This window comes from Kitasatospora sp. NPDC097691, assembly GCF_040302665.1.
In the GTDB taxonomy this organism is placed as follows: Bacteria; Actinomycetota; Actinomycetes; order Streptomycetales; family Streptomycetaceae; genus Kitasatospora.
This window is the reverse complement of the sequence record NZ_JBEORY010000027.1, coordinates 72099-98545: the sequence shown is the minus strand read 5'-3', so window position 1 is coordinate 98545 and position 26447 is coordinate 72099. Positions and strand designations below refer to the sequence as shown.

Genomic DNA, 26447 nt, shown 5'->3' with positions numbered 1-26447 from the left:
TCGTCGTCCCGCACACCCGCACCATGGCCGACCTGTTCGAACTGCTCGACGTCATCGTCGCCGACGACCCGGACACCCGCGGCGACCTGTGGCGCGCCCAGCCCTGGGTGCCGATCCCCGCGCCGTCCCGGGTGCGCCCTGCGTCGTACCCTGCGCTGGCCCCCGCGGACGCGGCAGAGGCCCGCTCCACGCTCGCCGGAAAGCGCGTCGGCGTCCCCCGGATGTACATCAACGCCGACCCCGACGCCGGCACCAACCCCGACGGCGGCATCGGCGGATCGACCGGGCAGCGGATCGACACGCGCGCCTCGGTCATCGACCTGTGGGAGGCCGCCCGCCGCGACCTGGAGGCCGCCGGGGCCGAGGTTGTCGAGGTCGACTTCCCCGTCGTGACCAACTACGAATCCGACCGCCCCGGCGCGCCCTCCCTCCTCACCCGGGGCCTCGTCAGCCGCGAGTTCCTCGCCCATGAGTACCTCGACCTGTCGGCTTGGTCCTGGGACGACTTCCTGCGCGCCAACGGGGACCCCGCGCTCGCGAGCCTCGCCGACGTCGACGGCGCACGGATCTGGCCCAAGCACCCCGGCGAACTCCCGGACCGCTACGCCGGCTTCGACGACGTGCTCGCCGACTACCCGCGCCTCGTGCGCGAGCACCCGTACGCGTCGTTCACCGAGATCCCGCACCTGAGGGACGGTCTGCGCGGGCTGGAGGAGACCCGCCGGGTCGACCTGGAGTCGTGGATGGACGAACTGCGCCTGGACGCCGTGGTGTTCCCCGCGGTCGCCGACGTCGGTCCGGCCGACACGGACGTGAACGAGGCCTCCGCCGAGCTCGGCTGGCGCAACGGCGTCTGGGTCGCGAACGGCAACCTCGTGCCGCGCCACCTCGGCATCCCGACCGTGACCGTGCCCATGGGCACCATGACCGACACTGGCATGCCCGTCGGACTGACCTTCGCCGGACGCGCCTACGACGACAACGTGCTCCTCCGGCTCGCCGCCGCCTTCCACGCGACCGGGCACCGCCGCACCGAGCCGCCGCGCACCCCGCGGCTCCCGGCCGTCTGACAGATCACCGGCACACCCGGAGTCAGGCCCCGGGTGTCCTGCGGACGCCGCACGGCTCTCGCAGCTCCCACCGCTCCCACCGCTCTCGCGGCGGACGGTGGGAGCTGCGGCGGCGCTCGGCCTGCGGGCGGTAGCGGTCGCGGTCGTTCGAAAGGCCGATGACCTGCTAATGTTCTTCTCGTCGCGAGGGAGATCCTTCCTCGTCAGGCGTCAGCGGTGCTACCAGAGCACGTCCTACTTTCAGTAGGAAGAGTCCGTGCAACCCGGGCCTGGCGCTCCACAGTCGGACGAGGTCCGGTGCCCCCACGGGTGCCGGGCCTCGTCCGCGTTGTGCCGACCGTTCGCCCGCCCGAGGACGGCGGGCGACGGACGGCGCGTGGCGCGTGGCTACCTGGGACCGAAGGTGTTGAGGAAGACCACGGGCTCCCCGCCGAACCGCCCGGCGGCGTCCAGTTCCAGGAGCGCCGCCAGCGCCTTGGCGGTGTACGTCTGCTCCAGTTCCAGGCCCGCCCCGGACGCCGCCCGGTCGAGCGCCGCCGCCCCCGGTGCGGTGGGGTGCGCGTAGCCGTCGCCGAGCCAGCCGTACTCCGCGACCACGTCCGACGGGCCGGGCTCCACCCGCGGCAGGCGGGCACCCCGATCCCGGAGCAGCGCCAGCGACTTGCGCGCCAGACCGGTGAGCGTCGGCCCGTCCAGCCGGAGGGTGTCGTTGACCACGACGCCCAGCACCCGGGTGCGCAGACCGGCCAGCCGCAACCCCAGCGCCAGACCGGCCGCGGTACCGCCCGAGCCGACCGCCGTCACGATCCACCCGGGCTCCGGCAGCAGGCCGTCCGCCACCTGCCCTGCCAGTTCGAGCGCGCACTCGACGTACCCGAGCGCCCCGAGCGGCGAGGACCCGCCCGCCGGAAGGAAGAAGGGCGGGGTGAAACCGTGCGCGTGCCGGACGAACAGCCACGGTGCGGCGAGGATCAGCCGGGTCCTGCTGTGCAGGAAGTGCAGTGTCGCGCCGCTGGCGCGCAGCCGTCGGAGCTGCGCACGGACGTGGTCGTCGACCGGATGGTCGATCAGTCCGAGGGCGACGTCGAGACCCAGCTCACGGGCGTAGAGGGCGGCTGCGAGGCCCCAGTTGGTGCCGATCCCGCCGACGGTGAGGATCGTCCGGGCTCCCCGACGGCGGGCCTCGGGCAGCAGCCACTCCAGCTTGCGGACCTTGTTCCCGCCCCAACCGCCGTGCCCGTAGCCGCTCTCGTCCTTCAGCCACACCGCGGACCGGCTACCGAGCCCGGCCAACGGGCGCACCGGCGTCGGCGCGTCGCCCAGCGGGAGGTACGGCAGCGACTCGGTCAGCTCCGGCCAGCGCTGGTGCAGCAGGGAACGCGTCATACCGCCGACGGTAGGGCAGCACCGAGCGCTTGCCCAGGGGCAGGGAGGGCCTGCTTCGGCGTCCGGCACCGACGGCGGCCGGTGACGACGGCGGCCGGTGACGACGGCGGTCGGTGACGACCGGGCGGCTACGGCCCGCTTCCGCTCACCCTCCGGCCGTGCGCTGCACCGGCCAGGTGCGGGCGACCGAGGCGGCGAGGGCCGCGCCTTGCCGGTGCCCGGCCCGGGCGGCGGCCGGGCGGCGGGCGTTGGCCGTCAGGTTGCGTCCCATCGCCCGGCGGGCGTCGGCATCCGGGGTGATCAGGGTGACGTGGGTGCCGGCGGCGCGGAGCTCCGCTGCCTGCTGTCGGGCACTGGGGTGCGGCCCGACGGCGGTGGGCACGGGCGAGACGGCCAGCACCTGCCGGTGTCCGGCGGCCAGTTGAAGGTTGCCGGTGGAGCGGGTGCCGCCGTCGATCCACCGCCGCCCGAGGGCGGCTGCGGGCGGCCAGACCAGGGGGACCGCACAGCTGGCGGCGACCGCGTCCGCGAGGTCGAGTCCGGAGCCCGCGTCGAAGGCCTCGACGCCGCCGGTCTCCGCGTCCACGGCGGTGACCCGCAGCAGCTGCGCGGGCCAGGCGGTGGCCTCGCGCAGCAGGGTGCGAACGGTGTCGTGCAGGTCGTGGGCGGGGGCCGGGCGCGCGTTCAGGGCGGCGCGTCCGAGACGCCGGACGGAGCGGTCCGGGTTGCGGGTGGCGAGGGCCGCCCAGAGGAAGCGCAGGGTCTGCGCGGCGGTGACGCCCATCTCGACCCGGTCGAGGTCGGCCAGTTGACGTTCGTACAGCTCGCGCGCGGGTTCGCCGCTCGCGAGGCGGGCGCCGAAGACGGCTCCCGCCGAGGTGCCGATGACGGTGTCGGCAGCCGTCAGGTCGATCCCGCCGTCAGCCAGGCCCGCGAGGACGCCGGTCAGCCACGCACCGCCGACCGGTCCGCCGCCGCCCAGTACCAGTGCCGTCCCGCTCATGGCGCTCCTCTCCCCGGCCACCCGACCCACCCGACCCACCCGACCACAATAAATGGGGAACACTCCCCGCTTCTCCCTCGGGTGAGGGTACACCGGTCGAGGGCGACACGGCACGGGCCGTACGGCGCATCCGGGAAGGGCACGGGCGGGCAGGGCACGGGCGGGCACGCCCCCCGGCCGTACCCACAGCCTGGCCGGCCGCTGGACCCCGCTACGGTCTGTCAGGGAAGGCCAGGCTGTTCCCCCGGACGAGCCTACGCACAGTCACCGACATTGATGCGTGGTCGAACCGGGAATAGTCTGGGAGGACCGAGGGCCGGCGGTTGCCGCAAGGTTCGGCACCCCCCGACCGTCGCCGGTCGGATGCTGGGGGCACCCCATGCGAGATCAGTCGGCGCGGGCCCTGGCCCTGTGTTCCCCGGGGCACGGCCACCTGCACCTCTTCGTCGGCGCGCGGAACGGCGTCGTGCGGCACCGGACGTTCGACGGCACATGGAGCGCGTGGCGCAATCTCGGCAGTCCCTGGTCCTCGCCCGTACCCGGGTTCGGGCGGTTGGCCGCGACGGCGGTCGAGGGCGGCGCGGTCGAGGTCTTCGCCCTCAGCGCCGACGGCGACCTCCGACGCCTGCGCCTGCACGGCGAGGACCGGGGCGAGGAGCGGCCGGAGTGGACGTCATGCGGCCTGCTCCCCCACGGTGTACTCCCCCGCGGCTTCGCCGCGACCGGCTTCACCGTCGTGGCGACGGAGAGCGGCGACATCCGCCTCCTCCTGAGGACGGACGCAGCGGACCGGGAGATCGTGCACTGGCGTCCGGCCGGCCGGCCGATCGTGCTCCCCACCGGCGGCCGGGCCTCCGGACTGGTGGCCGCGGTGGCGGGGGCCGCGCAGGGAGTGCTCCTGGTCGCGGACACCCGAGAAGGGCGGCTGGTCCGCGGCCACTTCGCGGTCACCGAACCACCGACGGACGGACCACCCACCGACGAAGCCCCGACCTGGGAGGACCTCGGGGAGCTGCCCGACGGACCCGACCGGTCCCTCACCTGCATCGCCGCGACGGAGCACGACGTCTTCCTCGGCGGCGACCGCGGCCTGTGGCACTCCGCCCTGGACCCGTGGCTCGGCTGGGAGCACCTCGGCGGCGACCTCTCCGCCCACGACACCGACCGCCCCTTACTGGCCGCCGTCGGGTCCGGGGGCGGCCGGGTCGACGTGCTCGCCGTCTGGGCCGGGGTCGCCCTCATGCACCGGCGGTTCGACACCGCGTGGTCCGCCTGGCACCTGCTCGACCTGCCGACCGCGGCCCCGAGCACGACACCGAGCGCGGCCCCGAGCGCATCGCCGAGCAGCTACGCCGTGCTGCGCCCGGACGACCTCGTCACCCTGACCCTCCGGAGCCGGCACCTGCACGAGCAGACCCGGCCCGACGGCACGGTCCAGCTGGTGGCCGACGCGGGCGCGGGCGGCGGACGCCTGATCGTGGAGGTGCCGCCGCAGCACCTGGCCGAGACCTTGGCGGAGTCCGGTCTGCCGCCCCAGGGCTACCTCGCGGGACCGTCCACCCTGTGCTTCGCCGTCGGCGCGGACCCGGTCGTCCTCACCGTGGAGGGTCTGCTCGACGCGATGGACCACCTCCCCCTGGTCACCACCGCCGCCTCGGCGGGGGACGAGGTGACCCGGCTCGAACTCCCCTGGCGCCTCGTCCTCGCCCTGCAGCAGCAGCCGCGCTGCACCCACCGCAGCCTGCCCGCCACGGGCGCCGGCGGCGGCACCGAGCTCTGGCACAGCCGGGTCCACGACACGGACGGCCGGCTGACGGCGCGCCCGGTCCGCGCCGTCCCCGGCGGTACGAACCTGGGGACGCCCCTGGACGCCTGGCTGGACCAGATCGTCGCGGCCGCGGCCCAGAACCCGGGCGTCCCGGTGGCGGTCGACCGGCTGATCCTGAGCACCTACGGTGCCCGGTTCTCCGCCTCCGCCCACTGGCCCCATCTGGAGTGGGCCCACGACGCCGCGCTGGGCCGGGACTTCCACGTCAAGGTCGCGGCCACCGGCGCACTGTTCCCGTTCGGCCACCGGGCGGTCTACGTGGAGGTGACCGACCGGCGGTTCGACGGCACCGATCCCGCCGTGGCCGCGCTGCACCGGCAGAGCTTCCTGATCGTCACCGAGCCCGTCCGCGACGACTACGGCATCGGCGCGGGCGGCGGGCACGAGCGGCGGTTCCCCTTCCAGCGGGTGGCGATCGACCCCGGACAGGCCTCGGAGCTGGACGACGCGTCCTGGATCCCACTGGGCTCGGCGCCCGGCGACCCGAGGTGCTTCTGGCCGAGGCGCAGCGGTGTGCCCGTGGTCTTCACCCTCCGGGCCGGCGCGGGGCAGCGGGAGGTGGAGCTGCACCTGCCGCTGCTGTTCGTCGAGGACGCGGCGGCCGACGCCGCGCACGCCGCGGCCCTCGACGGGATCTACGGCGGCGGCGCCGGCACGGGCGCCTTCGCGGGCCCGGGGCGGCCGGTCTCGGGCGTCGGCAGCCGGATCCCGCTCGCGATGGTGTCGCCGACCCAGGCGGCGCCGGGCGCGGTGCAGGAAGTGCAGTCGATGACCTTCGGCGGGCTCGGAGCGGGGCACCCCGCCGGCGGCGTGGGCTTCTACCCGCAGGTGACCCAGCTGACGGTGGGACTGCCGGCGGCCCGCCAGCTGCTGGGCCCGTTTCCGACACTGCCCGCGACGCTCGCGAAGGCGCTCGTCAACACCCCGCCGGGCCAACCACCGGCGGACGCGCTGCTGGACCTGGTGACCCCGAGGGCGCTCGACTTCGGTGCCGCCGGGGCCCGCGCGGGGTCGCTGGCCGCCCCCGACATGACCGTGACGCAGATCTCGCGCACGCTGGGACCGGCCGTCGGTGACACGCTCCCGACGGATCCCGCGAAGCTGTTCGCCCCGGACGCGACGCTGTTCGGCGTCGTCCCGCTGCGCGACCTGATCTCCGTCGTCAAGGACCAGCCGAAGCTGCTGTGGCTGGGCGAGGGGACCGACACCCCGTCCGCGAAGCTCACCTGGCAGCAGCCGCTGGACAAGGCCGTCGCGCCGTTCTACCCGAGCGCCGGGTCGTCGGTGCGCATCGAGGCGCTGGCCCGACTGGTCGGCGGGAAGCCGCAGATGCACGCGACCGGGGAGATCGACAAGTTCGAGCTGGTGATCCCCGCGAAGGGCCCGGGCGCGCTCGTCACGCTCACCTTCGCGTCCGTCGTCTTCACCGCCGATGCCGGCCGGAGCCTGCACCTCGACGTCACCCTGTCGAACGTCGAGCTCGACGGGACGCTGAAGTTCCTGCGCACCCTGCAGGACCTGATCCCGCAGGCGGGGCGCGGCGGCCCGCGGATCGACGTGTCGGCCGCGGCGATCACGGCCTCGTACACCCTCGCCGTCCCGACCGCCGGCCTGATGGTGTTCAGTCTGCAGAACCTCACCATCCGGATCGCGGTCACGCTGTCGCTGACGAACCGGCCCATCGCCGTGGACTTCGCCTTCGGCACCCGGGAACGGCCGTTCCTGGTCACGGTCTCCGGCTTCGGCGGCGGCGGGTACCTGGAACTCGGGCTCGGCGCCGGGGCCCCGGACAGCGGCCTGCAGCGGCTGACCGGCGGGATCGAGTTCGGGGCCGCCGTCGTCATGGACTTCACCATCGCGTCGGCGGAGGTGCACGTCTTCGGCGGCGTCGTCTTCGCCAAGAACGGCCACGACACCGAGATCACCGGCTATCTGCGGATCGGCGGCAGCGTCTCCGTGCTGGGGCTGATCAGCGTCTCGATCGAGCTGACGCTCAGCCTGACGTACGAGACCACGACCAACGTGCTGAGCGGCTCGGCCAGGCTCGTCATCACGGTGGACCTGACGTTCTTCTCCAAGACCGTGACGCTGGAGTGCCACAAGAGCTTCGGCGGCTCCTCCCACCTCGCGGCCGCCGCGGCCCACGCCGATCCGGCCCTGGCGGCCGGCCCGGACCCGTCCTCGGTGGAGGCGGCGCTCGGGCCGCAGGGGCAGTCGTTCCCCTGGCAGACGTACTGCCAGGCGTTCGCAGGGGAGTAGCCCATGTCGACCGGCCTGGAGCGGCAGTTCGTCTGGACGGTGATCCCGGCCGGCCGGGTGAGACCGGCGGCCGACGGATCCCAGCCGACGGCGGTGTTCTCGGTGCTGCTGACGCCGCGTCTGATCGGCCCGGGAGCCGGGCGGCTCACGGTGGCGGACTTCGGGATGCAGCGCTGGCCGGAGCGGTTCGCCGCCCTGCACTTCGACGTCTTCCGCGCCGGGACGGCCGTCCCGGCGTCGCCGGTCCCGTACACGGCGCTGGACGGGACGATCGTCCGGTTCACGCCCGCCGAGCAACTCGCCGCCTGGCAGGCGCTGTTCGCCGGCGGCATGCTGGTCGAGCCCTACCAGGCCGCCTTCTACGACGGACGGGACACCAGGGCGTTCCCGACCGGCGAGGCCGGCGCGGAGGTCCGCGGCATCTACACCGCCACCGCCCGGGCCCACGCCGCGCACCAGGGAACCGTGCCGGAGAACGATGCCCGGCTCCGGGCCGCCCTGCGGGAGATCACCGACCAGTGGCAGACCGGTCTGCTGCCGCCCGGGGCCGGGCCGGCACGCGCCGCCGAGGACCGGCCGGCCCTCGCCCGGGCGTACGCCTTCTACCGGCGCAGCGAGGCTGAGTTCAGTCCGCCGGAACGCTTCGCGGCGCCGCCCGAACGCGAGTTCCACGACACCGTCGCGCACCTCGCCGACCACCCCGTCGTGCTGCGCGCGCTCGGCCTGCTGACGGACCTCGGCGTCGCGGCCTCGCAGCTGGGCGGGTCCGCCCCGGCCGAGTTGCGGGTGGTGCCGCGGTGGCCGAGCCCGGACCCGAACCCGCCGCCGGGCTGGACCGGTGCCGCCCAGACCGATCTGTCGCCGCGCACGGCGTACACGCTGAACGGGACGCGCTTCCTGCCGGCCTCCGTCGACGGGGCGACCTCCACCGGCTTCAGCCAGGGGATGCTCCCCCTGGCCGGAGCCAGCATCGGGACCGGCGGCGGGAGCGGCGGGACCGGCGCCGCGCCCGCCGGGAACGCCCGCTTCGAGGTCGTGCCCTTCGACGTGGACGGCGCAGCCCTGCGCCTGGTGAGCGCCGCCCGCTCGGACGCGGCGTCCGCGACGCCGTCCGTCGCCGACCCCACCCCGCCCGGCGCGCTGCCCGCCCTGCACTCGATGGGGTTCGCGCTCGTCGACCGGAGCCGGGAGACGGAGCACGGCAAGCAGCTCCAGCGGGCACGGCAGCGCGCGACGCCCTCCGGCCTGCTCGCGTCCGCCCTGCCGGCGGACTCCCTCCTGGGCGGCTACCGGCTCGACGTGTACGACGGCACCAGCAGGACGTGGCACTCGCTGTGCCGCCGCCGGGTGCACTACACCGTCGGCGGCGTGCCGCTCGGGCCGGCCACAACGGCCGGGCTGCCGGACGAGGGGTACCTCAGGCCCGGCGGGGCGGCCACCGGCGTCGGCCCGGCCGACGTGCTGTACCTCCACCAGACGGTGGCCCGCTGGGACGGCTGGAGCCTGGTGGCCCAGCGGCCCGAGCGGATCGTGACCACCGGGGACACCCAGCCGGTGGCCGTCACCCCGGCCCTCGACGCGACCGTGGCGTGCGACCTCGGCTCGCTGCCGCGGCTGCGCTTCGGCCGCGCCTACCGGCTGCGGGTCAGGCTCGCCGACCTGGCCGGGGGCGGCCTGCGCGCCGAGGAGGTCGGCACCGTCGAGGAGCAGAGCGACGATCTCGTCTACCGGCGCTTCGAGCCGCTGCCACCGCCGGAACTCGTGCCCACCCGGGCGTTCGACGACGGCGACGGCCAGGACCGCATGGTCATCCGCAGCGACCGCGGCGTGTCGGTGGCCGACTACGCCGCCCACCACGGGTACCGCGCCCACGACCTGCGTCACCTCCTGCCCCCGAAGTGCTCGCTCGCCCTGGCCCTGCAGTACGAGGGCGCCTTCGACCAGGCCCTCGGCCCCACCGCGTCCGCCGCCGACGTGGCCCGGCTCTTCGAGACCGCCAAGCGGGCGGACCGCGAGCTCACCGACGTGCCGGGAGCGCAGACCGTCGGCACCGACCCGGCATCCGGCGCTCCGTCACCGTACGTCACCCTCCCCGAGACGGACGCGGTACTGCCCTGGCTGGCCGACCCGAGCGGGGCCTTCATCGCCATGAACGCGCGGCCCCGGCCGACGGGCCCCAACGGGCAGCCCGGGCCGATCGTCCCGTCCGACCGGTCGGTGCTCGCCGTCTGGCAGGGCGACTGGCCCGACCGCCAGACCGCGACCGTGAAGCTGGAGGCCGCCGCGAGCGGCTGCACGGTGCGGAACCTGGACCGCCGCCACCTCTCGGTCGGGCTCGGCCCCGCGGAACAGGTGACCTTCGACATCCCGTCCTGCATGCCGTACGAGCACGTCGACTACCTCGGCATCGCGCTCTGGCTGGGCGTCGACCCGCAGAACCCGGCGACCTTCCAGGACGTCGTCCACGGGAAGAACCGCCTGATCACCCCGCCGCGGACGGTCACCATGGTCCACGCGGTGCAGCGGCCGCTGACCGACCCGGGCGGGCAGCTGACCGTCCAGCGCAAGCCCGGCGACAACGACGCCGTCCTCGGCACGGACGGCCTCGCGATCGACATCCCCAGTACCGGGCGGATCGACCTCCACGCCGAGTGGTCCGACCACGACGACACGCCGCCCACCCCGCCCGCCGTGCACAAGCGGACGGCGCACGTCGGCTCGTACGAGGTCCAGCACCTGCCGCCGAAGGACGCGCTCCCGCTGATCCGCCAGGAGTTCGGCGACACCCGCCACCGCCGGGTGAGCTACACCGTCACGGCCGTGTCGCGCTTCGAGGACTGCTTCGGGCGCGCGCTCGCCGCCGACCCCGGCGCCTGCCTCGCCACCGGAGCGCTCGCGGACACCGACGTGCCGAGCTCGGCCCGGCCCCCCGCCCCCCGACTCCTCTACGGCATGCCGACGTTCCGCTGGACCCGGACGGTCGACGGACAGCGCTCGCTCACCCGGCTGCGCCGCGGCGGCGGCCTACGGGTCTACCTCGAACGCCCCTGGTTCGTGACGGGCGACGACGAGGTGCTGGCCCTGCTCGCCTACCCCACCGCGCCGGCCCCCGCCGAGGCCCTGCGCTACGTCGGGGTCGCCGGACGCGACCCGATCCGCACCACCGGGGCGCCGCCCGGCACGCTCACCCGCGCCCAGGTCAACGCACCGCAGTGGGCGCAGGTGACGCTCCCCGAACTGCAGCGACTGCTGGACGCCGGGCTGTACCAGGTCGAGTTCGACGACCAGGCGGACCGCTGGTACGCCGACCTCGACCTGGCACCGGTGGTCTCCTCGTCCTACTTCCCGTTCGTCCGGCTCGCCCTGGCCCGCTACCAGCCGCACACCGTCACCGACGTGCCGGCCGTGTCGCAGGTGGCCCTGACCGATCCCGTCCAACTGCCGCCCGACCGGCGGCTGACGGTCACCCGGAGCCCGGGGCAGGTGACCGTGGTCCTGGACGGCCTCGGCCCCGGTGGCGCGGGGAACGCCATCCGGACCGAACTCCAGGTCCTGGACGCCGGCGTGCCGGCGACGGCCGACATCGCGGGCTGGTCCACCGTCCTCACGACCACCGCCGTCCTCGGCCACACGGCCGCCATCAGCATCCCCGACACCGGGACACGGCCCCAGCGCCTGGTCGTCCGGGAGTTCGAGACCCAGCCCGTCCCGGCGAGCGGCGACGGGACGGGACGACCGGTGTTCCTCGACATCGTTCCGCTCGGCACCTGGTGAGCGCGCCAGGGGCCCCGACCCGACAGCGAGCACGCCCGACAACACACAGCCCCACAATCACAGAGCCCGACAGCCAGAGAAGGCGATCACGGTGGTATTCCAGATGTTTCCCGGCATCGGCCAGATCAGGCTCGCGAAGCAGGCCACCACCGGCCTGGTCGCCTTCGACGTGGATCCGACGGTGTCCCCCTGGTTCCTGCAGGTGGTGGCCGTCGGACCGAGCTGCCAGCCACTGCGCGGCAGGGCGCCGGACATCGAACTCCGGGCCGGCCAGGGGCTGATCACGGCCGTGCCGCAGCAACCCGCCAAGGCGGCCGTCCCCGACGAGACCGGCAAGACCGTCGCGACCGCGTCCTGGACCCGGGACGCCACCGACGTCTTCACGGTACAGCTGGAGATCGACGACCCCGGCGTCGCCGCCTGGAACCTCCGGATCACCAACAACGACCCGCAGGAGCTCGGCTTCGTCTGGACCTCGGCCCCGTCCGACGCGGAAGGCCGGCAGCCCCGGATCCAGATGGCCACCTCGCTGGACGTGAACGTCCTGGAGACGACGGCCGACCAGGTGGTGCCGGTCGCGAACATCGGGCCGGGCACCCTGACTTTCGGCGGGTCGGCCGACATGGACATGGGCGCCGGATTCGTCCTGCACAGCTTCCCCGCCGGCCTGCCCACCAACACCTGCGGCCAGATCGTGATCAGGATCGCCTCCGGCGGCCAGTTCGCCGTACCCTCCCAGACCGCGCACTTCACCCTGGACTGCAACGACACCGTGGCCGGGGAGAAGACCCTCCAGCTCACGCGCGAGCAGAAGAAGGTGGGGAAGGAGGGGAAGGAGTTCAAGGACAAGGAGAAGGACGTCAAGGACAAGGAGCACAAGGACCACGTCGGCAAGGAGCTGGAGACGCACGTGCCGGCGCCACCCGGTCGGGGGTTCGGCGCAGGGTCCGGTCAGGGATCCGAACACTTCATCCCCGCCGACCAGCGGCCCGACCTCGCGGACAGCGCCCTCGGGAACGAGGACCCCGAGACCGGCCCGGGCAGGAGGTAGGCCCGCATGTGGCTGGTGCTCTGCGACCCCGCCGACCGGGCGGCGCTCTGGGCCCACGAGGGACTGCGCAAACGCGGACTGGAGCCGCTGGAACTGCTCTCCCCGCAGGCCCTGCTCGGCTCCACCCGGTCGGTGCACCGCGTCGGCCGGCACGGCGCGAGCTTCGAGGTCGTCCTGCCGGACGGCCGTCTCCTCGACAGCCGGGAGGTCTCGGGCGTGCTCAACCGGGTGGCCGCCGCGCCCTTCGGGCTCCTGCCGTTCGACACGCACACCGATGCCCGGTACGCCCAGGAGGAGTTGAGCGCGCTCCTGCTCAGCCTGCTCACCTGCCTCGCTCCCGTCGCGGTCAACCGGCCCTGTGCGACCGGCCTGTGCGGAGCCTGGCGCTCGGCGGCGGAGTGGACGGTACTCGCGGCGAGGGCGGGGCTGCCGGTGCCGCCGGCGCGGATCTCCAGCAGCCCCGACCGTGAGCCGGACGGCGACCCGACCGGTTCCGACGGTGTCCTGGTGCTCGGCGAGCACGTCTTCGGCCCGCCCTCGGCCAAGCAGGAGGAGGACGCTGAGGACGGGGAAGACGCGGAGGCCTGCGTACGCCTCGCACGGCTCGCCGGCACCGACCTGCTCGGGCTCGACCTGCACCGGGACGGCGGGCACCGGCTGGTCTTCCGCGGCGCGAGCCCGCTGCCCGACCTCCGCTCCGGCGGCGACCCGTTCCTCGACCGCCTGCTCGACCATCTCACCGGCCTTCCCGAGGCGGCCCGATGATCGCCGTCTGCGGCATCGCGAGCGAGTCGCCGATCGCCCGGGTCACCACCGAACTCGACGACCTGGGCCTGCCCTACACCGTGCTCCACCAACGGCACTTCCTGGAGCTGCCGTTCGAGCTGGAGGCCACCGGCGTGGGCGTCCGGGGACGGCTGACGACGGACGGCGGACCCGTCGACTGCGCCGAGGTCACCGGCATCTACGCCCGGCTGATGGACTGGCGCCGGCTGCCCGAAGCCCTCCACGCGGACGAGGACGTCCTGCGCCGGTGCCAGGCCTGGCACGACGCGTTGAGCACCTGGATCGAAGTCGCTCCCGGCCGTGTGATGAACCGGGCGGCCGCATCGGCCTCGAACGTCTCCAAACCCCACCAGGCCCAACTGATCCGCCGGGCCGGCTTCCGGGTGCCGGAGACCCTGGTCACCAACGACCCCGAGCTGGTCCACGACTTCAGGGCGCGCCACGGCGAGCTGGTCTACAAGTCGATCAGCTGCCAGCGGTCCGTCGTCCACGCCCTCGACCGGGCGGCCATCGGCCGACTGCCCCTCATCCGCTCCTGCCCGGTCCAGTTCCAGCAGCGCGTCCGCGGCACCGACATCCGCGTGCACACCGTGGCCGCCGAGGTGTTCGCCACCCGCATCACCACCGATCGGGTGGACTACCGCTACGCCCACCACGATGGCGGCCGCGCCGAACTCTCCCCCTGGCAGCCACCCGACGCCCTGGCCGACCGGTGCCTGCACCTGGCCGAGGACCTCGGCCTGGCCCTGGCCGGCATCGACCTGATGCTCACCGACGACGGCGACGTCTACTGCTTCGAGGTCAACCCCAGCCCGGCCTTCACCTACTTCGAGTCCCACACCGGCCAACCGATCGCCCGTGCCATCGCCCGCTCCCTCGCCCCCCGCTGACGCCCGAGCACCCGCACGCACTCGGGCTCGGCGGAGCGGGGCTCGGCGGGCCACCTGAACGCCGCGCTCGCGAGGCGTCGCCCCCGTGCCTCTGCTAGAACCAAGCTGTCGGAAGGGGGAGCCGGCACGGGAGCACCGGAGCACGAAAGGTCTGGTGGGTCATGCCGCTCACACTCAATCTGGAGGTGCGCTGGCCGAAGGGACGGCGGGTCCTCGTTCGGTGCCGCGGCATCCCCCTGGTAGCGGTTCGCGCGGATGAGGTCATTGTCGGGTCCTCGGCCATGGAGAACCAGGACGTCGTTTCCCTGGACGCCTTCCACCAGTACCTGAAGGCTGCCACCCAGTCGGCGCCCGATGCGGCGGTGGTGGAGGTCGTCGGATTCCAGCCCACGCTCCTCAGGCTGCTCGACCTGCTGGACATCGAAGGGCCACCACCGGATCCCATCACGGTCGAGCTGGTCTGACAGATGGCCGACGCGACACCTCGCCCCGCTCAGGCCACCCCCGTTCCCTCGCCGCCCGTGTTCGTGGACGAGGCGGTCGCCGCCGCCGAGGGCACGCGTACCACCGCCCGTTGGATCGCCTCATCGCTGGGTGCCATTCCGAGTCTGGCCGTTCTCGCGTCCGTGGTCCGCGCGCCGGGCGACGCCGGGTTCGATCCGCTCAAGCTCACGCTCGGCGTGGCGCTGGCCGCGATCGGCGCCCTCGTCGGGGTCCTCGGATTCGCGCGCGTGCTCGCGCCCGTCCCCCTTGAGGACGCCGATATCCGCACGCTCGATGTGAAGCGGATCCCTGGTCAGCCCTACGCGACGTTCGCGGAGCTGGACCGCGATTTGAATCTGCTGCGCAACAACCTCGCCGATAAGGAGGTCGAGGCCGCGGAGTCCCGCAGCGCGGCCACGGCCGCCGAATCGGACGCCCAGCACGCGGAGGCCGCGGCAGCGGCGACCGGAGCGGCGGCCACTGGCAGGGCCCACCGGCAGGGCGCCGACAAGGCCCGCGCCGACGCCGTCCTCAAGCGGACCCTGGCCACGGAACAGGCACGGAAAGCCGACGCCGACGCCGTCTGGCTGACCGTGCTCACGAACCAGGTGTCAGCGCGGGACAGCATCCGGCGTGACGCCTACCGGCTGAAGGCGACCGACGAGGTGGGCAGCCGGTACCACCAGGCCCTGATAGCAGCGATCGCCTCGGTGGCCGCGATCGCCGCAGGGGTGACGTTGCTCGGGCTGGCACCCGAGCCCAAGGAGACCGTGCAGCTTCCCGCCCTGGTGACCTTGACCCTGGACGAGGCCGGGCAGAATGCGCTGGGCTGCACCGCGCGTTCGCTCCAGGCCCTGCGAACCGGCGGCAGCGCCTCCGCCCCGACCGTGATCACGCTGCCGACACCCAATTGCCCGGCCCGGACGGTCGTCTTCACGACCGTGCCGCCCCAGCGCCTGGGGACCGTGTCCGTCGTCGGCACGGACGAGAGGCCCTGACGATGGACGAACGGGGACCATGGCCCACCCCCACCTCCACCCGCGAGATCCGTTCCGTGAGCTGGGGACTGGGGCCCATCCTGGTCGTGACGCTCGCGACCGGTGCCTATCTCTGGGGAAGCGGGTACGACCTCGTTTCCTCGACTGCCTTGTCCGGCAGCCAGTCGGATGCCCGCTCAGCGGCGGCGTGGCTGGCCTTGATCGCGCTCCTTCTCCTGGGCACCCATCCCTGCCTGCGCCTCGCCATCGGTCTGTTGCGGGGGAGGTGGTGGCCGGACCGACTCGCCTGGCGGGCCACCCGCCAGCAGCGGCGGGATCGCGACCGGATCATCCGCCGCAACTGGGTCCCCGTCCACATCGCATCGCCCACTGCACTTGCCGACGAAGCCTTTGCGGTGATTGTCGAAATCCTGCAGGCGAACGGTCTGCGCCCGCCCGCCCTTCCGAGAGAGCGGCTGGCCTCACACTTCGCCCGAGCTTCAGGGATCCTTCACGAATGGCCGCCCGACTGGGCGAAGCTTGAATGGGTTCCGTACCGTGTCGCCAGGGACGTCGTCGACCATTTGGCCGAGACGCCGGGCGGGCTGGGAGAGGGAGCGAGTCACCGCGTCAACATGTCGTTCCTCGAAGAGGACCTTAGACGAGCGCTCAATGAGTTCCTGACGACCAGAATCCCAGTCGCAGGTACCGCTGCCCTCAGCTTTCCACTGTCAGGCGAACTGCTACCGACAGCGCTCGGCAACGCCGAGGCCGCCGTGGCCGATCGCGTACACCGCCGCTACGGGCTGGACCTGGGCCTGGCCTGGCCCCGCATCGCCGCACTGCCGTCGGAGGCCGAGCAGCGCCGGCTAGCCGACGCGCAGCGGCGAGCGGACACGACAACCGCACTGGCCGCCGGTTGGCTCCTGGCAGCCGTGGGACTGGTGCTGACGATCTCCGCGTCACTGGCCCGGGGGCTCTTGTCGGTGGTTCTCCTCGTGGCGGTCCTGGGAACGCTGGCCTTCTTCCGCACGTCCTACCGCCAAGCCGTCGTGCGCACGGTCGCCCACGGCCGGTTGGTGGAGGCCGTGGTCGACCTAAAGCGCCTCCCGATGCTCGACGCCCTCGGCTGGCGGCGGCCCAGGAGTCCCGAGGACGAGCGCGCGCTCTTCTCCGCACTCTCCGCCGCCCTGGCGGGTGGACCCGCGGAGGCGCGGTTCCAGCGCTATTGCGGAACGACGACTCGCAGTGAGCCCGGAGCGGAGTGGAGCGCCGCCCTGGCCGAAACCATCGACGGTCTCGGCCGCGAGCTCCCCGAGGCCGTGACCGCGTCGGTCCTGGGTGGCGTGGAGCGCGGGCTGTCCGACACACTCGAACCCGCGGTGGAGCGGACCCTCCAACGGACCCTGGCCGGACCGGAACTGGACAACTTCGACGGTCACCTGTCGGTCATGCTGGTGCGGGACGGGGTGGTCCCGGTGGAGATCGACGACACCCTCCGAGCGCTCCTTGACCGCGATCGGCCGTACGAGCTGGTCGTCGCCGTCGGTCACCTCCCGACCGCGGACGCCACTACCGCCCCCGTACGCATCCGCGGGGGCAACGACCGTCACACGGTCGAGTTCGGGGTGTCCGTCGACAGCAACGTCCCCGCGCTCCGCCAGGGCGAGCGGAGCATCGTGGTGCGGCCGGACAGTGACGACAAGGTTCGCTTCCCGGTCGGGGTCGGCCACACCGTGGCGGAGTCGGCGTGGCTGTGGGTCCGTGTCACCCAGCACGGCCGGACCATCCAGAATCTTGTGATCACCCTGGTCGCCATGGATCAGCGGTCATGATCTCCAGCCGACCGCTCGCCGTGTTCGACATGGAGTCCACCCGCAGAAACGTCGTCCTCACGATCGGCGGTTGCGACCTCGACCTGGGCCCCCGCGCCCGTCTGACCGCAGCCCGGGAGAAGGTCGACTTCATCCTCGCGCGGTTCCGGGAGGGGCTCAGCTACCCGACCCCCACGCTCGCCGAACTGAGCCGGGGGATAGCTCAGCTCGACGACGCGATGGGGCAGATCGCCTACTTGCTGGTCGACGACAACGTCGGACTCCTCGACGAGGTCAGAACACGGCTCGTCAGCGCCTGGCCGCAATGGCAGGTGCCGACCGATGTGATCCCGCTGATCGAGATCCGAGGCCACGACGAGGACTTTCCGTTCGAACTGCTCCCACTCTTCGATGCCAGGCCCGTACCGGCCTTCGTCAACTACGCCGAGGCCGAGGACACCCTGCGGCGATTCCTGGGGTTCGGTGCGGTGGTCCGCCGCACCAGGGGTGAAACCGCCGAGGTGGAAGACCTCCGGGCAAGCCCGCGACTACCCGTACAACTGCTGAGCCACAGCGGAGTTCACACGGAGGCCGACACGGAATCCCTGGAAGGGCACGACGGAGTCGACATCGAGGGCCCCTGGCCCGGGCCCGGGATCCCGCTCGAAACCGTCGTGGAACGCCTGGTGGACGCCCTCTACGACCCCGGCACAGCCCTTGACGGCGGCTCGCGCTCCTCGCCAGTCCAGATCCAGCACTTCTCCTGCCACTGCACGACCGACAACCGGACGGACGAGGGTTTCACCCTGATCCTCGGTGGCTCGGGCGATCACGAACGCAGGATCTCACTCGGCAGGATCCGACAGGGATTCCGGCAACGAGCGCAGCAGCGGGGGCCCCTTGGCGGGGCCCGTTCGCTGGTCATCGCCAATGCCTGCGGGTCTGCGAAAATCGACAAGACGACCCGCCGGTCCTTTCCGCACTGGTTCCTCAGGAACCGGCACCGCGGCTTCATCGGCACCGAAACGGATGTCCCAGAGGAAGTCGCCGTCGCTTTCTCCGTACGCCTCTACGAGGCCCTCCTCGACCAGAAACCGCTCGGCGAGGCCGTCGTGCTCGCCCGGCGGCGGCTGTTCACCGACCGCAGCAATCCACTCGGCCTGCTGTACGTCCTCTACGGCGACCCTTTCCTGAGGATCCGGTAGCGCACGCCTGGCACCGGCGGCGGGCCCAGCCCGCGGATCAGGGCTCACGAGAAACACCGTGGCCTGCCGGGTCGCACGTGGGAGGCGGTCACGGGCCGGCCTCCTCGTGCTCCTCGGCGGCCGGGTTCCGCTGGGCGGGGACGCCGGTGCGCTCGTTCTGCAGGTCCCACAACTCCCTGAACCGGCCGCCCTCGTCGGCCACCAGCGCGGCGAACGTGCCCTCCTGGAGGACCTTGCCGTCCTCCAGGACGACGATCCGGTCGGCGACGGCCACGTTGGTGAGCCGGTGCGTGACCAGGACGACCGCCCGCTCCCTCGCGACGGCGCGCAGGTTCCGGAAGATCCGGTGCTCGGCCCGCGGGTCCAGCGCCGCGGTGGGCTCGTCCAGGACGAGCAGCCCGGCCTCGCGGTGGAAGGCCCGGGCGATGGCCAGGCGTTGCCACTGGCCGCCGGACAGCTCCTCGCCGCCCATCCACTCCACCGCCAGCAGGGTGGACAGTCCGCGGCGGAGCTTGGCGACGACGTCGGCCGCCCCGGAGGCTTCGGCGGCGCGCATCACCGCCTCATCGCCGTCGCGGGCCGGCTGGCCCAGCGTGATGTTCTCCCGGCAGGTCAGCGGCCAGCGCGCGTAGTCCTGGGGCACGACGGCGACCTGGCTCCACAGGGCGTGGGGATCGAAGTCGCGGGTGTCGCGGCCGTCCCACCGTACGGATCCGCTGTCGGGCAGGTAGAGCCCTGCCAGGAGTTTCGAGAGTGTGGTCTTGCCGGAGCCGTTCTCGCCGACCAGGGCGAGGATCTCACCGCGGTCGACGTGCAGGCTCACCCCGTCCAGTGCCTTGCGCTCGGAGGCGGGGTAGGCGTAGCCGAGGTCTTCCACCGTGATCCGGTCCGGCGCCGCCGGTGTTCCGGTGCCGCGTTTCGGCCGGTGGCCGCCGGCGGTGTCCAGGAAGCTCGACCAGTCGTCCAGGTACATGCCGGTGCGGAACAGGTCCGCGCCGTAGCCGACGATGCCGCGCAGGCTCGTGCTGACCGCGCCGAGCGCGAACACCGCCGCGCCGCCGCGCGGCAGGCTCATCCGGCCCGTGCTGACCAGCCACAGCATCGCCGCCCACACCAGCGCGGTGCCGAGGCCGGACGCGGCGGCCCCGATCACCGACACCCGGGCGCTCTGCATCGCCGCCCGCCGCGACGTGGCGTCGAGTCGCCGGCCGACCTGCTCGTACTTGTCGAGCAGGAAGCCGCCCATGGTGTCGGAGCGGACCTGGTCGGCATTGCGCTTGAGGTGGATGTACCAGCGCAGGTTCGCCATGATCCGGCGGTCGCCGATCGCCGCCCGGTTGGCCAGGAACTGCACGCGGGCGGCGTGCACCGAGGCGATCCCCTGGGGCAGCGCGGCCAGCACCAGCAGGGGGAGGAGCGCCGGGTGGAGCACGGTCAGCACACCGGCCGCACCGATGAGGGACGCGAGGGAGGCGAGCAGGTTCTGCGCCTCCCCGACGATGTCGACGCACACCTCGGCGCCGCGGTCGGCGGCCTCCAGTTCGTCGTTGTAGCCCGCGTGGTCGTAGGCGGTCAGCTCGGCGGCGACCGTGGCCCGCAGCACCGCGGCCTCCGCCTCCCGGGAGATGCGCGGCGACAGGTGGACGGTGATGGTCTGGATGGTGATGCCGAGCAGCGAACGGGCGCCGGCCGCCGTCGCGATCAGGAGGATCGACGGCGCGGCATGGGCGAGCTTGTCACCGACCTGGCCCGGGCCGAACAGCGCCGAGATCGTGCCGGTGGTCGCGAGCAGGCCGGCCGCGCCGAGCACGGCGGACACGGCCTGGCAGGCCAGGAACAGCGCGACGGAGGGGCGGTCGATGCGCCAGCCGAGGCGGAAGGCGCGGATGACGAGCGCCGGCAGGCGGCGGGCCATCGCGCTGACGCTGATCGCCTCGATCGCCGCGATGCGGCGGCCGTCGGCGAGCCACTGCAGTTCCTCGTCGGCGGCCTCGGCCGACGTCGTCGCGGCGCTCATGCGGGCGCCTCCTCGTGCGGCACGTGGGCTTCCGGGGCGGGGTGACGGGCCACAGATCCTCCAGACGCAGAGCGGGCAGAGCAGGCGGAGCGGGCAGAGCGGTGCGCGGACGTGCGGACGTGCGGAAGCGCCGTACCAGGCCCGAGGAAAGCTGCAAATAGCCTTGTTCCCAGGCGAGTTGGCCGCGACGTTTCGGGTCAGCGGCGTCCGATGATGGTGCTGTTCGAATGCGGCGTTCAAGCGGATTACCTCCGGGCGATCCCGGGTCGAACAGGTACTTTTCGGGCACGCGCGGGCCCGGTCGAGGGCAGCCGCCGGCGGTCGCGGACACGCCCGGCGGGTACGGCGGAGCCCAGTGCGCAGGCGGCGAGCGCCCGTTCGAGAGCCTCGACGCAGTCGGGTTCGAGGCGGTGGCGCATGCCTCGGCGGGCGAGGACGTCGCGCAGTGCGCGGCCGTCGCCCGATTCACCCGATCGACTGGCCTGCTGCCGGATCGCGGCCCGTCCGACACTCGGCCAAACGCCCGGCGGACCGCCTGGAGCCCGGCTCTCTCGCGGCGAGGGTCGGCAAAGTGTCTCCAAAGTACGGGTCCCGTTCCTCCCAAAGCCCAGACCAGCGCCGTGAGACAGCTGTGGGACGGCTCCGGCCGCGTCCCATCGGGCGTTCGACGGGTTTACCTGCGCCTACGGTTGACGACGCGTCGGTCATGCGATCCGGCGCCCGCACACCGCACGACAAGCACGTGAAGCACGAGAAGTTGGGAAACGCACCATGAAGCTGAACACCAAGGCGGCCCTGCGCAGGGGCGCGGCCACCGTCTCCGCCGCTCTCCTGCTGGTCGGCGTCGGCGCCACGGCGGCGAGCGCTCAGCCCGGCGCGCGCTACGTCCGCTACGGCGACCGCGGCTCGGCCGTGACCTGCGTCCAGCTCGCGCTCAACCACTGGACCTCCAACCGCCCCGGCATGCCCCACCCCGAGATGGCCCTGGACGTGGACGGGCAGTTCGGTGGCGAGACCCTGCGGGTGCTGAAGGCCTACCAGATTGCCCAGAGCCTCGACCCCGACGGTGTCGTCGGCCCCCAGACCGGCGACCTGCTCTACTGGGCCCACCTCCACCTGAGCGACCCGTACTGCTACTCGGTCCTGCCGACCAAGCCCTGACCCACCCGGCCACCGGTCGTGAGTCGCCCTTGACCTCGGCGCACCGGGGAAAAGGGACGGGGCCCGTACCGCCTGCGCGGTACGGGCCCCGTTTTCCCTGCGGGTCGAAGAATTCGAACGGCGGGAGAATCAGAGCGCGACGGGGCGGATGTTCTCCGCCTGAAGGCCCTTCTGGCCCTGGGTGACGTCGAACTCGACCTTCTGGCCCTCGATCAGCTCGCGGAAGCCCGAGGCATTGATGTTCGAGTAGTGCGCGAACACGTCAGCGCCGCCGTCCTCCTGCTGGATGAAGCCGAAGCCCTTTTCCCCGTTGAACCACTTCACGGTTCCGAAAGCCATAACAATTCTCCTTCGAAGGCGCCATAGACCCGCACTGCGCGGGCTATCCGTCGCCGCACTGATGACCCGCCGGGACCTCGGAAAAAAAATACGCCTGCGGTGGGAACCAGCAGGCGCACACAGAGTTCATGGGAACCAAAACTGCAACTTCTACGACCGTAGCAGGCTCCGGGCCGAAACGGCGATTTCCGCACCACATTTCTTCGGCGCGACGAAGCCTCTGCCGGATTTCCGGTGCCGAAAATGGCACCCCACCCCGTAGCGGCTCGCCTACACAGGTGCGCCGCGGTGGTCGAAGCCGATCACCAGTGCTCGCAGGCCGGCGTCGAACCATCGCTGGTAGTAGTCGAGCGCTTCAGGGTCCTGCCCCGCATCGCGGCTGCCGCCGGCATCGGCGACGGCGTCGACAGCGCCTTCCACATCGGCGGCCCCCGGGCGTGCTCCCACCTGGGCCAGGGCGTGGCCCAGCGTGAAGACCCCGACGGACTGGATCCGGATCAGCGCCTCGTCCTGGTCGACGCCGGCGGCGGCGAAGCCCTCCAGCAGCACGGCCAGGACCGGGACGGCCGTCTCGGGGTCGACCGGGTGCGTGGCCAGGAGTGGCACCGCGTTCGGGTGCGCAAGCAGCATGCGGCGGTAGGCGACCGCGAACCGGGTCAGCGCCCCGGTCCAGGTCGGTCCGGCGTCCAGATCGGCGAGCGCGGTGGCGAACAGGTGGTTGACCACCGCGGACAGGATGGCATCACGACCGGGGAGGTGCCGGTACAGCGACATCGCGGCCACCCCGAGGTGCGCGCCGATCCGTCGCATCGTCAGCGCCTCCAGCCCCTCGCGGTCGAGCAGGTCGACGGCCGCGGCCGTGATCTGCTCGACACTGATCTGGGCGGGGCGGCCTCCGCGGCCGGGTCGTGATGCCTGGTTCATGTCCTCAGAGTGACAGACTCACCCGGTCAGCGTGACGGCCAGGGTGCTCCCCGTCATGGCCAGGCTCAGGACGCCGACCACCATGTGCTGGACGTCGGGCACCACCGCGCGCCCCTGCGTGGGCAGGACCTTCAGCGTGCGGGCGTAGTCCCGGGCGTAGGACTCCCGTTGCGCCGCCGAGCTGATCCCGGCGTACGGCAGCCACCAGCTGGCCACGTGACCGACCAGGACCAGCAGGCACAGCACCAGGGCGGCGATCCGCGAGACCGGGTGGTCCAGGGCGACGCCGCCGGCGATGAGCAGCGGGATCGGGTAGTTGACTGCCGCGTCGCCGAGGCGTTCCCGGCGGTTGTCGCTTCTCAGGTCGTTGAGCGGGAACAGCGGCACCCACTCGGTCAGTACCAGCCAGGCCAGCCAGACGAGCGGCATGGTGATGGCGATCGTGCGCATGGAGCATCCCCCTGTGGGTCATGGGCGTTCACGTTTGAGTACGGCGTAAGCTTACGCCGTACTCAAACGCGCCGTCACACCCCGCCCCCCATCACCCCGGCCGCGACCCGGATCCGCGCGCGACTTCCGTGACGAATCGGTGCTCCAACACCTGTGCGCTGCTTGAGAGTTGTGGCACCGGATCGACGGGATCGCGGACTCGGGGTGACCACCGGCGACTCACCCCGGGCCCAAGCGCGACCGCCGGGAGGACCCGAGGCCCGAGCAACGGAGAAGCGGCGGCAACCGAGCCCGGGTCCTTCATCAGAGCGATGCCAACGCCGCCGGACCGACCCGGGATGCCCGTTCGGTGGTGTGGGGTTGCGCAGAGGGGTCAGTCAGCCCGTAGGCCGCCGTGTCAGTCGTGGCCTTCCAGGGCGAGCGCTACGGCGGCGGCCGGGTCGTTCGCCACGACGGGGCCGGGGACGGCGTCGCCATGGGCATCGGCGATCTGCCAACCCCCCAGAACCACCACCGGCTTGACGCCCTGCCGTACGGCCATCGCCACTTCGGAGAGCGTCCCCCACGACCCGCCGACGACGATGACCGCATCCGCGGAACCGACCAGAACGCTGTTCCGGGCCTGACCCATGCCGGTGGCGACGGCAACCGTCAGGTGGGGCGAGGCCCCGGACCGGTCCGCACCCGACAGGATGCCGATGACGAGGCCACCCGCCTCTGCCGCTCCCTGCGCGGCGGCAGCCATGACACCGCCGTAGCCCCCGCAGAGCACGACCGCACCCGAGTGCGCCAACCGGGCACCGACCTCCCGGGCCGCCGCCGCCTCGGCCGCGCTGCACTGCGCGGGCCCACACACCGCCACCTGGATCATCACCGCTCCTTCCGCAACCGTCGGCAGGCCGCCAGTACACACCGCAACAGCGGCCCGGGCCCCGCGGCAGTGCCGGTCGGCGTGTACGGCCGCCGGGCCTCCGGGACGGTCGGGCGTACACCCGTCAGCCGCCGACCGGCGGAGTACGCGGCCGCGGACGTGGTCGTGACGGCGTCCACGGCCGTGAGCGCGGTCAGACGGACAGTGCCCCGGGGAACACCCCGTGCCCGACGCCGGGCGCCGTCAGCGCGAACCAGCCGTGGCCGGTGATCGGGGTGTCGGCGTCGATGTCCTCCGGGTCGACGGCGAGGGTGGCCGCCACCGCCTGGGCGTCCGACTCCAGCGACGCGTTGGGCTCGTACAGGCCCGGCTCCCACAGCGGGTCCGCGGTCTGCGGTTCCTCCCACGGGAGCGGCTCGCCGGTCCAGGCCGGCTCGCGGTACGTCAAGTAGGAGCGGACGATGCCGCGGCCGCGCTCGGCGACGGCCCACGTGTGTTCGTCCTCGTAGCCGTCCCGGCCGAAGTACAGCGCCCGACCGCAGCGTTCGGCGAGCCGCTCCAGCACGCCGGTGTCCGCGCAGTTCACGGCGATCCTGCCGAACAGCAGCCGCCAGCCGGCGACTTCGGGTGTGACGAACACCCGGTGCACCGTCAGTGCGGCGCCGTCCGGGCCCGGCACGACCGCCTCGTCGTGGACCCGGCCGGACTGGCCCATCGCCAGGGTGGCCGGTATCCGGTCGTGCAGCCCCAGCACCTCGAACGCACCCTCGTACGTCTCGCCCGGCAGCGCGATCCAGTGGTAGTCCCAGTCCGGGTCCGGGCGCAGGTCGGCGATCAGCTTGATCCGCACCAGGCGTTCCAGCGACGACCGGTCACGCACCGTCAGCCGGTCGCAGGCGCCGAGCACGGCGAGGGCGTGCAGGGCGTGGCGCCGCAGCCTCCCCGGGCCCGCCGCCCGGACGGCCAGCAGCTCCGGGACGACTCCTTCCCCCATCGCCCGCACGGCCTGCTCCGCCGAGGACGACTCCCGCCGGTCGCCGAGCAGCGGCAGGACGGCCCGTACGGCGGGCGCGGCGGCCGGCCCGAGGCCCGCCAGGGCGTAGAGCGCTGCGCCGCGCACCCGGGGCTGCGGGTGCTGCAGGAGGCCGGTCAGCTCGTCCAGACAGCGCGCGTCGAACATCCTGAGGACGGCGATGAGTTCGTGCGCCGTCGACGGCGGGTCGCTCTTCGTCAGCACCGCGACCGCCGCCCGGCAGGCCTCGGGCCCGATGCCGCACAGCACCTGCCCCACGGCCTCCCGCCCGGCCCGGTCGAACCCGGGCAGCGCGGCCAGCAGCGCCGGAACCACCGCCCCGCCTGCCGCCACCAGCAGCGCGACCGCCTCCGCCCCCTCGCCCGCCCCGCGTCCGAGCCGCCCGACCAGCTCGTCCAGCCCGACCAGCTCGTCCAGCCCGACCAGTTCGTCCGGACTGGCCAGCCTGGCCAGTCCGTTCACCGCGTCCACCTGCTGCTCCGTGCCCATGCCGAGAGGTTAGGCGACCCCACCGACACCGGGCGGGGACGGGCCGGCGGGCGAGCACGGCACTCAGCCGGGCATGTCGAAGATGTCGAGGATGTCGAGGACGGCTGGTCAGCTCCGTCCCGGGGGTGTGAGCGGCTACCGTGGCCGTGCCGCGAAGGAGGCTCAGCATGACGATCCGCCGTATGGACAACGTCCTCATCGTCGTCGACGACCTTGAGGCCGTCATCGCGTTCTTCGTCGAACTCGGCCTGGAGCTGGAGGGCCAGGGGCCGCTCGACTGGCGCGGGGCAGAGCGAGTCATCGGGCTCGATGACGTCCGCCAGGACATCGCCATGCTGCGGGTTCCGGACGGCCCCGGGCGGGTGGAGCTGGCGAAGTTCCACCGGCCGGAGGCCATCACCCCCGAGCCGAGGGACGCGCCGGCGAACACGCTCGGCCTTCGTCGCATCATGTTCGCCGTCGACGACATCGAGGAGGTCGTCGCCCGGCTGCTCGCCCACGGCGCCGAACTCGTCGGCGAGATCGTGCAGTACGAGAACGTCTACCGGCTCTGCTACGTCCGCGGCCCCGAGGGCATCGTCGTCGGGCTCGCCGAGGAGCTCGACTGACGGCCGCGCGTCCTCGGGGGAGGGGGCCC

20 protein-coding genes are annotated in these 26447 nt (G+C 72.9%); 12 read left to right on the top strand and 8 right to left on the bottom strand.

What is annotated here, in order from left to right; translation table 11 throughout:
* Positions 1–1070, top strand: a 1070-nt coding sequence (locus tag ABTY56_RS20610; protein ID WP_350630381.1) for an amidase, incomplete at its 5' end; no start/stop codon positions are given.
* 387 nt (positions 1071–1457) lie between these two features.
* Here the strand turns inward: ABTY56_RS20610 and ABTY56_RS20605 are convergent.
* Both ABTY56_RS20605 and ABTY56_RS20600 read right to left on the bottom strand, forming a co-directional pair.
* Complete coding sequence (locus ABTY56_RS20605; protein WP_350630380.1) at positions 1458–2456, bottom strand: 1-aminocyclopropane-1-carboxylate deaminase/D-cysteine desulfhydrase; 999 nt, start codon at positions 2454–2456, stop codon at positions 1458–1460.
* Positions 2457–2601: 145 nt separating this feature from the next.
* Entirely contained in the window at positions 2602–3459 is an 858-nt protein-coding gene (locus ABTY56_RS20600; protein ID WP_350630379.1) for a patatin-like phospholipase family protein, read from the bottom strand.
* 379 nt (positions 3460–3838) lie between these two features.
* Here ABTY56_RS20600 and ABTY56_RS20595 point away from each other — a divergent pair, with 379 nt between their 5' ends.
* From ABTY56_RS20595 to ABTY56_RS20555, 9 genes are all read left to right on the top strand, one after another.
* The gene (locus ABTY56_RS20595) at positions 3839–7546 is read left to right on the top strand and encodes a hypothetical protein (protein WP_350630378.1); all 3708 of its coding nucleotides are present in this window, start codon (positions 3839–3841) and stop codon (positions 7544–7546) included.
* Between the two features lie 3 nt (positions 7547–7549).
* Positions 7550–11320 carry a hypothetical protein gene (locus ABTY56_RS20590; RefSeq protein WP_350630377.1) on the top strand — a complete coding sequence of 1257 codons (3771 nt, stop codon included), beginning with the start codon at positions 7550–7552 and terminating at the stop codon, positions 11318–11320.
* Between the two features lie 91 nt (positions 11321–11411).
* Positions 11412–12371 carry a hypothetical protein gene (locus tag ABTY56_RS20585; protein WP_350630376.1) on the top strand — a complete coding sequence of 320 codons (960 nt, stop codon included), beginning with the start codon at positions 11412–11414 and terminating at the stop codon, positions 12369–12371.
* A gap of 6 nt (positions 12372–12377) precedes the next feature.
* Positions 12378–13136, top strand: coding sequence for a hypothetical protein (locus ABTY56_RS20580; RefSeq protein ID WP_350630375.1), 759 nt, complete (start codon positions 12378–12380; stop codon positions 13134–13136).
* Positions 13133–14047, top strand: a complete 915-nt coding sequence (locus ABTY56_RS20575) for an MvdC/MvdD family ATP grasp protein (protein ID WP_350630374.1) — start codon at positions 13133–13135, stop codon at positions 14045–14047. The genes ABTY56_RS20580 and ABTY56_RS20575 overlap by 4 nt, the downstream gene beginning before the upstream one ends.
* A 161-nt stretch (positions 14048–14208) precedes the next feature.
* On the top strand, positions 14209–14511 hold the full coding sequence (locus ABTY56_RS20570; protein ID WP_350630373.1) for a hypothetical protein: 303 nt from the start codon (positions 14209–14211) through the stop codon (positions 14509–14511).
* 57 nt (positions 14512–14568) lie between these two features.
* Positions 14569–15528, top strand: a complete 960-nt coding sequence (locus ABTY56_RS20565) for a hypothetical protein (RefSeq protein WP_350630372.1) — start codon at positions 14569–14571, stop codon at positions 15526–15528.
* An 86-nt stretch (positions 15529–15614) separates the two neighbouring features.
* Positions 15615–17342, top strand: a complete 1728-nt coding sequence (locus tag ABTY56_RS20560) for a hypothetical protein (protein WP_350630371.1) — start codon at positions 15615–15617, stop codon at positions 17340–17342.
* Complete coding sequence (locus tag ABTY56_RS20555) at positions 17339–18526, top strand: CHAT domain-containing protein (protein WP_350630370.1); 1188 nt, start codon at positions 17339–17341, stop codon at positions 18524–18526. Before ABTY56_RS20560 ends, ABTY56_RS20555 begins: the two co-directional genes overlap by 4 nt.
* A gap of 88 nt (positions 18527–18614) precedes the next feature.
* Here the strand turns inward: ABTY56_RS20555 and ABTY56_RS20550 are convergent, their stop codons facing one another.
* The gene (locus ABTY56_RS20550; protein WP_350630369.1) at positions 18615–20543 is read right to left on the bottom strand and encodes an ABC transporter ATP-binding protein; all 1929 of its coding nucleotides are present in this window, start codon (positions 20541–20543) and stop codon (positions 18615–18617) included.
* A 771-nt stretch (positions 20544–21314) separates the two neighbouring features.
* Here ABTY56_RS20550 and ABTY56_RS20545 point away from each other — a divergent pair.
* On the top strand, positions 21315–21704 hold the full coding sequence (locus ABTY56_RS20545; protein ID WP_350630368.1) for a peptidoglycan-binding domain-containing protein: 390 nt from the start codon (positions 21315–21317) through the stop codon (positions 21702–21704).
* 129 nt (positions 21705–21833) lie between these two features.
* On the opposite strand, the gene ABTY56_RS20540 is transcribed toward ABTY56_RS20545, so the two are convergent.
* The 5 genes from ABTY56_RS20540 to ABTY56_RS20520 all read right to left on the bottom strand — a co-directional run bounded on the left by ABTY56_RS20540 (position 21834) and on the right by ABTY56_RS20520 (position 25810).
* Positions 21834–22043 carry a cold-shock protein gene (locus ABTY56_RS20540; RefSeq protein WP_350630367.1) on the bottom strand — a complete coding sequence of 70 codons (210 nt, stop codon included), beginning with the start codon at positions 22041–22043 and terminating at the stop codon, positions 21834–21836.
* 270 nt (positions 22044–22313) lie between these two features.
* Positions 22314–22967, bottom strand: coding sequence for a TetR/AcrR family transcriptional regulator (locus ABTY56_RS20535; protein WP_350630366.1), 654 nt, complete (start codon positions 22965–22967; stop codon positions 22314–22316).
* An 18-nt stretch (positions 22968–22985) separates the two neighbouring features.
* Entirely contained in the window at positions 22986–23417 is a 432-nt protein-coding gene (locus ABTY56_RS20530; RefSeq protein WP_350630365.1) for a hypothetical protein, read from the bottom strand.
* A 397-nt stretch (positions 23418–23814) separates the two neighbouring features.
* Positions 23815–24288, bottom strand: a complete 474-nt coding sequence (locus tag ABTY56_RS20525; protein ID WP_350630364.1) for a TIGR00725 family protein — start codon at positions 24286–24288, stop codon at positions 23815–23817.
* Between the two features lie 193 nt (positions 24289–24481).
* Positions 24482–25810 carry a HEAT repeat domain-containing protein gene (locus ABTY56_RS20520; RefSeq protein ID WP_350630363.1) on the bottom strand — a complete coding sequence of 443 codons (1329 nt, stop codon included), beginning with the start codon at positions 25808–25810 and terminating at the stop codon, positions 24482–24484.
* Between the two features lie 167 nt (positions 25811–25977).
* On the opposite strand from ABTY56_RS20520, the gene ABTY56_RS20515 reads away from it, so the two are divergent.
* Positions 25978–26418, top strand: a complete 441-nt coding sequence (locus tag ABTY56_RS20515) for a VOC family protein (protein ID WP_350630362.1) — start codon at positions 25978–25980, stop codon at positions 26416–26418.
* The last annotated feature ends 29 nt before the right edge of the window (positions 26419–26447 follow it).

What these genes read in the sequence shown, in the direction of transcription:
- ABTY56_RS20590 (WP_350630377.1), top strand. Translation starts at nt 7,550, where the DNA reads ATGTCGACCGGCCTGGAGCGGCAGTTCGTCTGGACGGTGATCCCGGCC.
- ABTY56_RS20525 (WP_350630364.1), bottom strand. Translation starts at nt 24,288, where the DNA reads ATGATCCAGGTGGCGGTGTGTGGGCCCGCGCAGTGCAGCGCGGCCGAG.
- ABTY56_RS20600 (WP_350630379.1), bottom strand. Translation starts at nt 3,459, where the DNA reads ATGAGCGGGACGGCACTGGTACTGGGCGGCGGCGGACCGGTCGGCGGT.
- ABTY56_RS20540 (WP_350630367.1), bottom strand. Translation starts at nt 22,043, where the DNA reads ATGGCTTTCGGAACCGTGAAGTGGTTCAACGGGGAAAAGGGCTTCGGC.
- ABTY56_RS20570 (WP_350630373.1), top strand. Translation starts at nt 14,209, where the DNA reads ATGCCGCTCACACTCAATCTGGAGGTGCGCTGGCCGAAGGGACGGCGG.
- ABTY56_RS20595 (WP_350630378.1), top strand. Translation starts at nt 3,839, where the DNA reads ATGCGAGATCAGTCGGCGCGGGCCCTGGCCCTGTGTTCCCCGGGGCAC.
- ABTY56_RS20550 (WP_350630369.1), bottom strand. Translation starts at nt 20,543, where the DNA reads ATGAGCGCCGCGACGACGTCGGCCGAGGCCGCCGACGAGGAACTGCAG.
- ABTY56_RS20575 (WP_350630374.1), top strand. Translation starts at nt 13,133, where the DNA reads ATGATCGCCGTCTGCGGCATCGCGAGCGAGTCGCCGATCGCCCGGGTC.
- ABTY56_RS20520 (WP_350630363.1), bottom strand. Translation starts at nt 25,810, where the DNA reads ATGGGCACGGAGCAGCAGGTGGACGCGGTGAACGGACTGGCCAGGCTG.
- ABTY56_RS20605 (WP_350630380.1), bottom strand. Translation starts at nt 2,456, where the DNA reads ATGACGCGTTCCCTGCTGCACCAGCGCTGGCCGGAGCTGACCGAGTCG.
- ABTY56_RS20580 (WP_350630375.1), top strand. Translation starts at nt 12,378, where the DNA reads ATGTGGCTGGTGCTCTGCGACCCCGCCGACCGGGCGGCGCTCTGGGCC.
- ABTY56_RS20535 (WP_350630366.1), bottom strand. Translation starts at nt 22,967, where the DNA reads ATGAACCAGGCATCACGACCCGGCCGCGGAGGCCGCCCCGCCCAGATC.
- ABTY56_RS20515 (WP_350630362.1), top strand. Translation starts at nt 25,978, where the DNA reads ATGACGATCCGCCGTATGGACAACGTCCTCATCGTCGTCGACGACCTT.
- ABTY56_RS20530 (WP_350630365.1), bottom strand. Translation starts at nt 23,417, where the DNA reads ATGCGCACGATCGCCATCACCATGCCGCTCGTCTGGCTGGCCTGGCTG.
- ABTY56_RS20555 (WP_350630370.1), top strand. Translation starts at nt 17,339, where the DNA reads ATGATCTCCAGCCGACCGCTCGCCGTGTTCGACATGGAGTCCACCCGC.
- ABTY56_RS20545 (WP_350630368.1), top strand. Translation starts at nt 21,315, where the DNA reads ATGAAGCTGAACACCAAGGCGGCCCTGCGCAGGGGCGCGGCCACCGTC.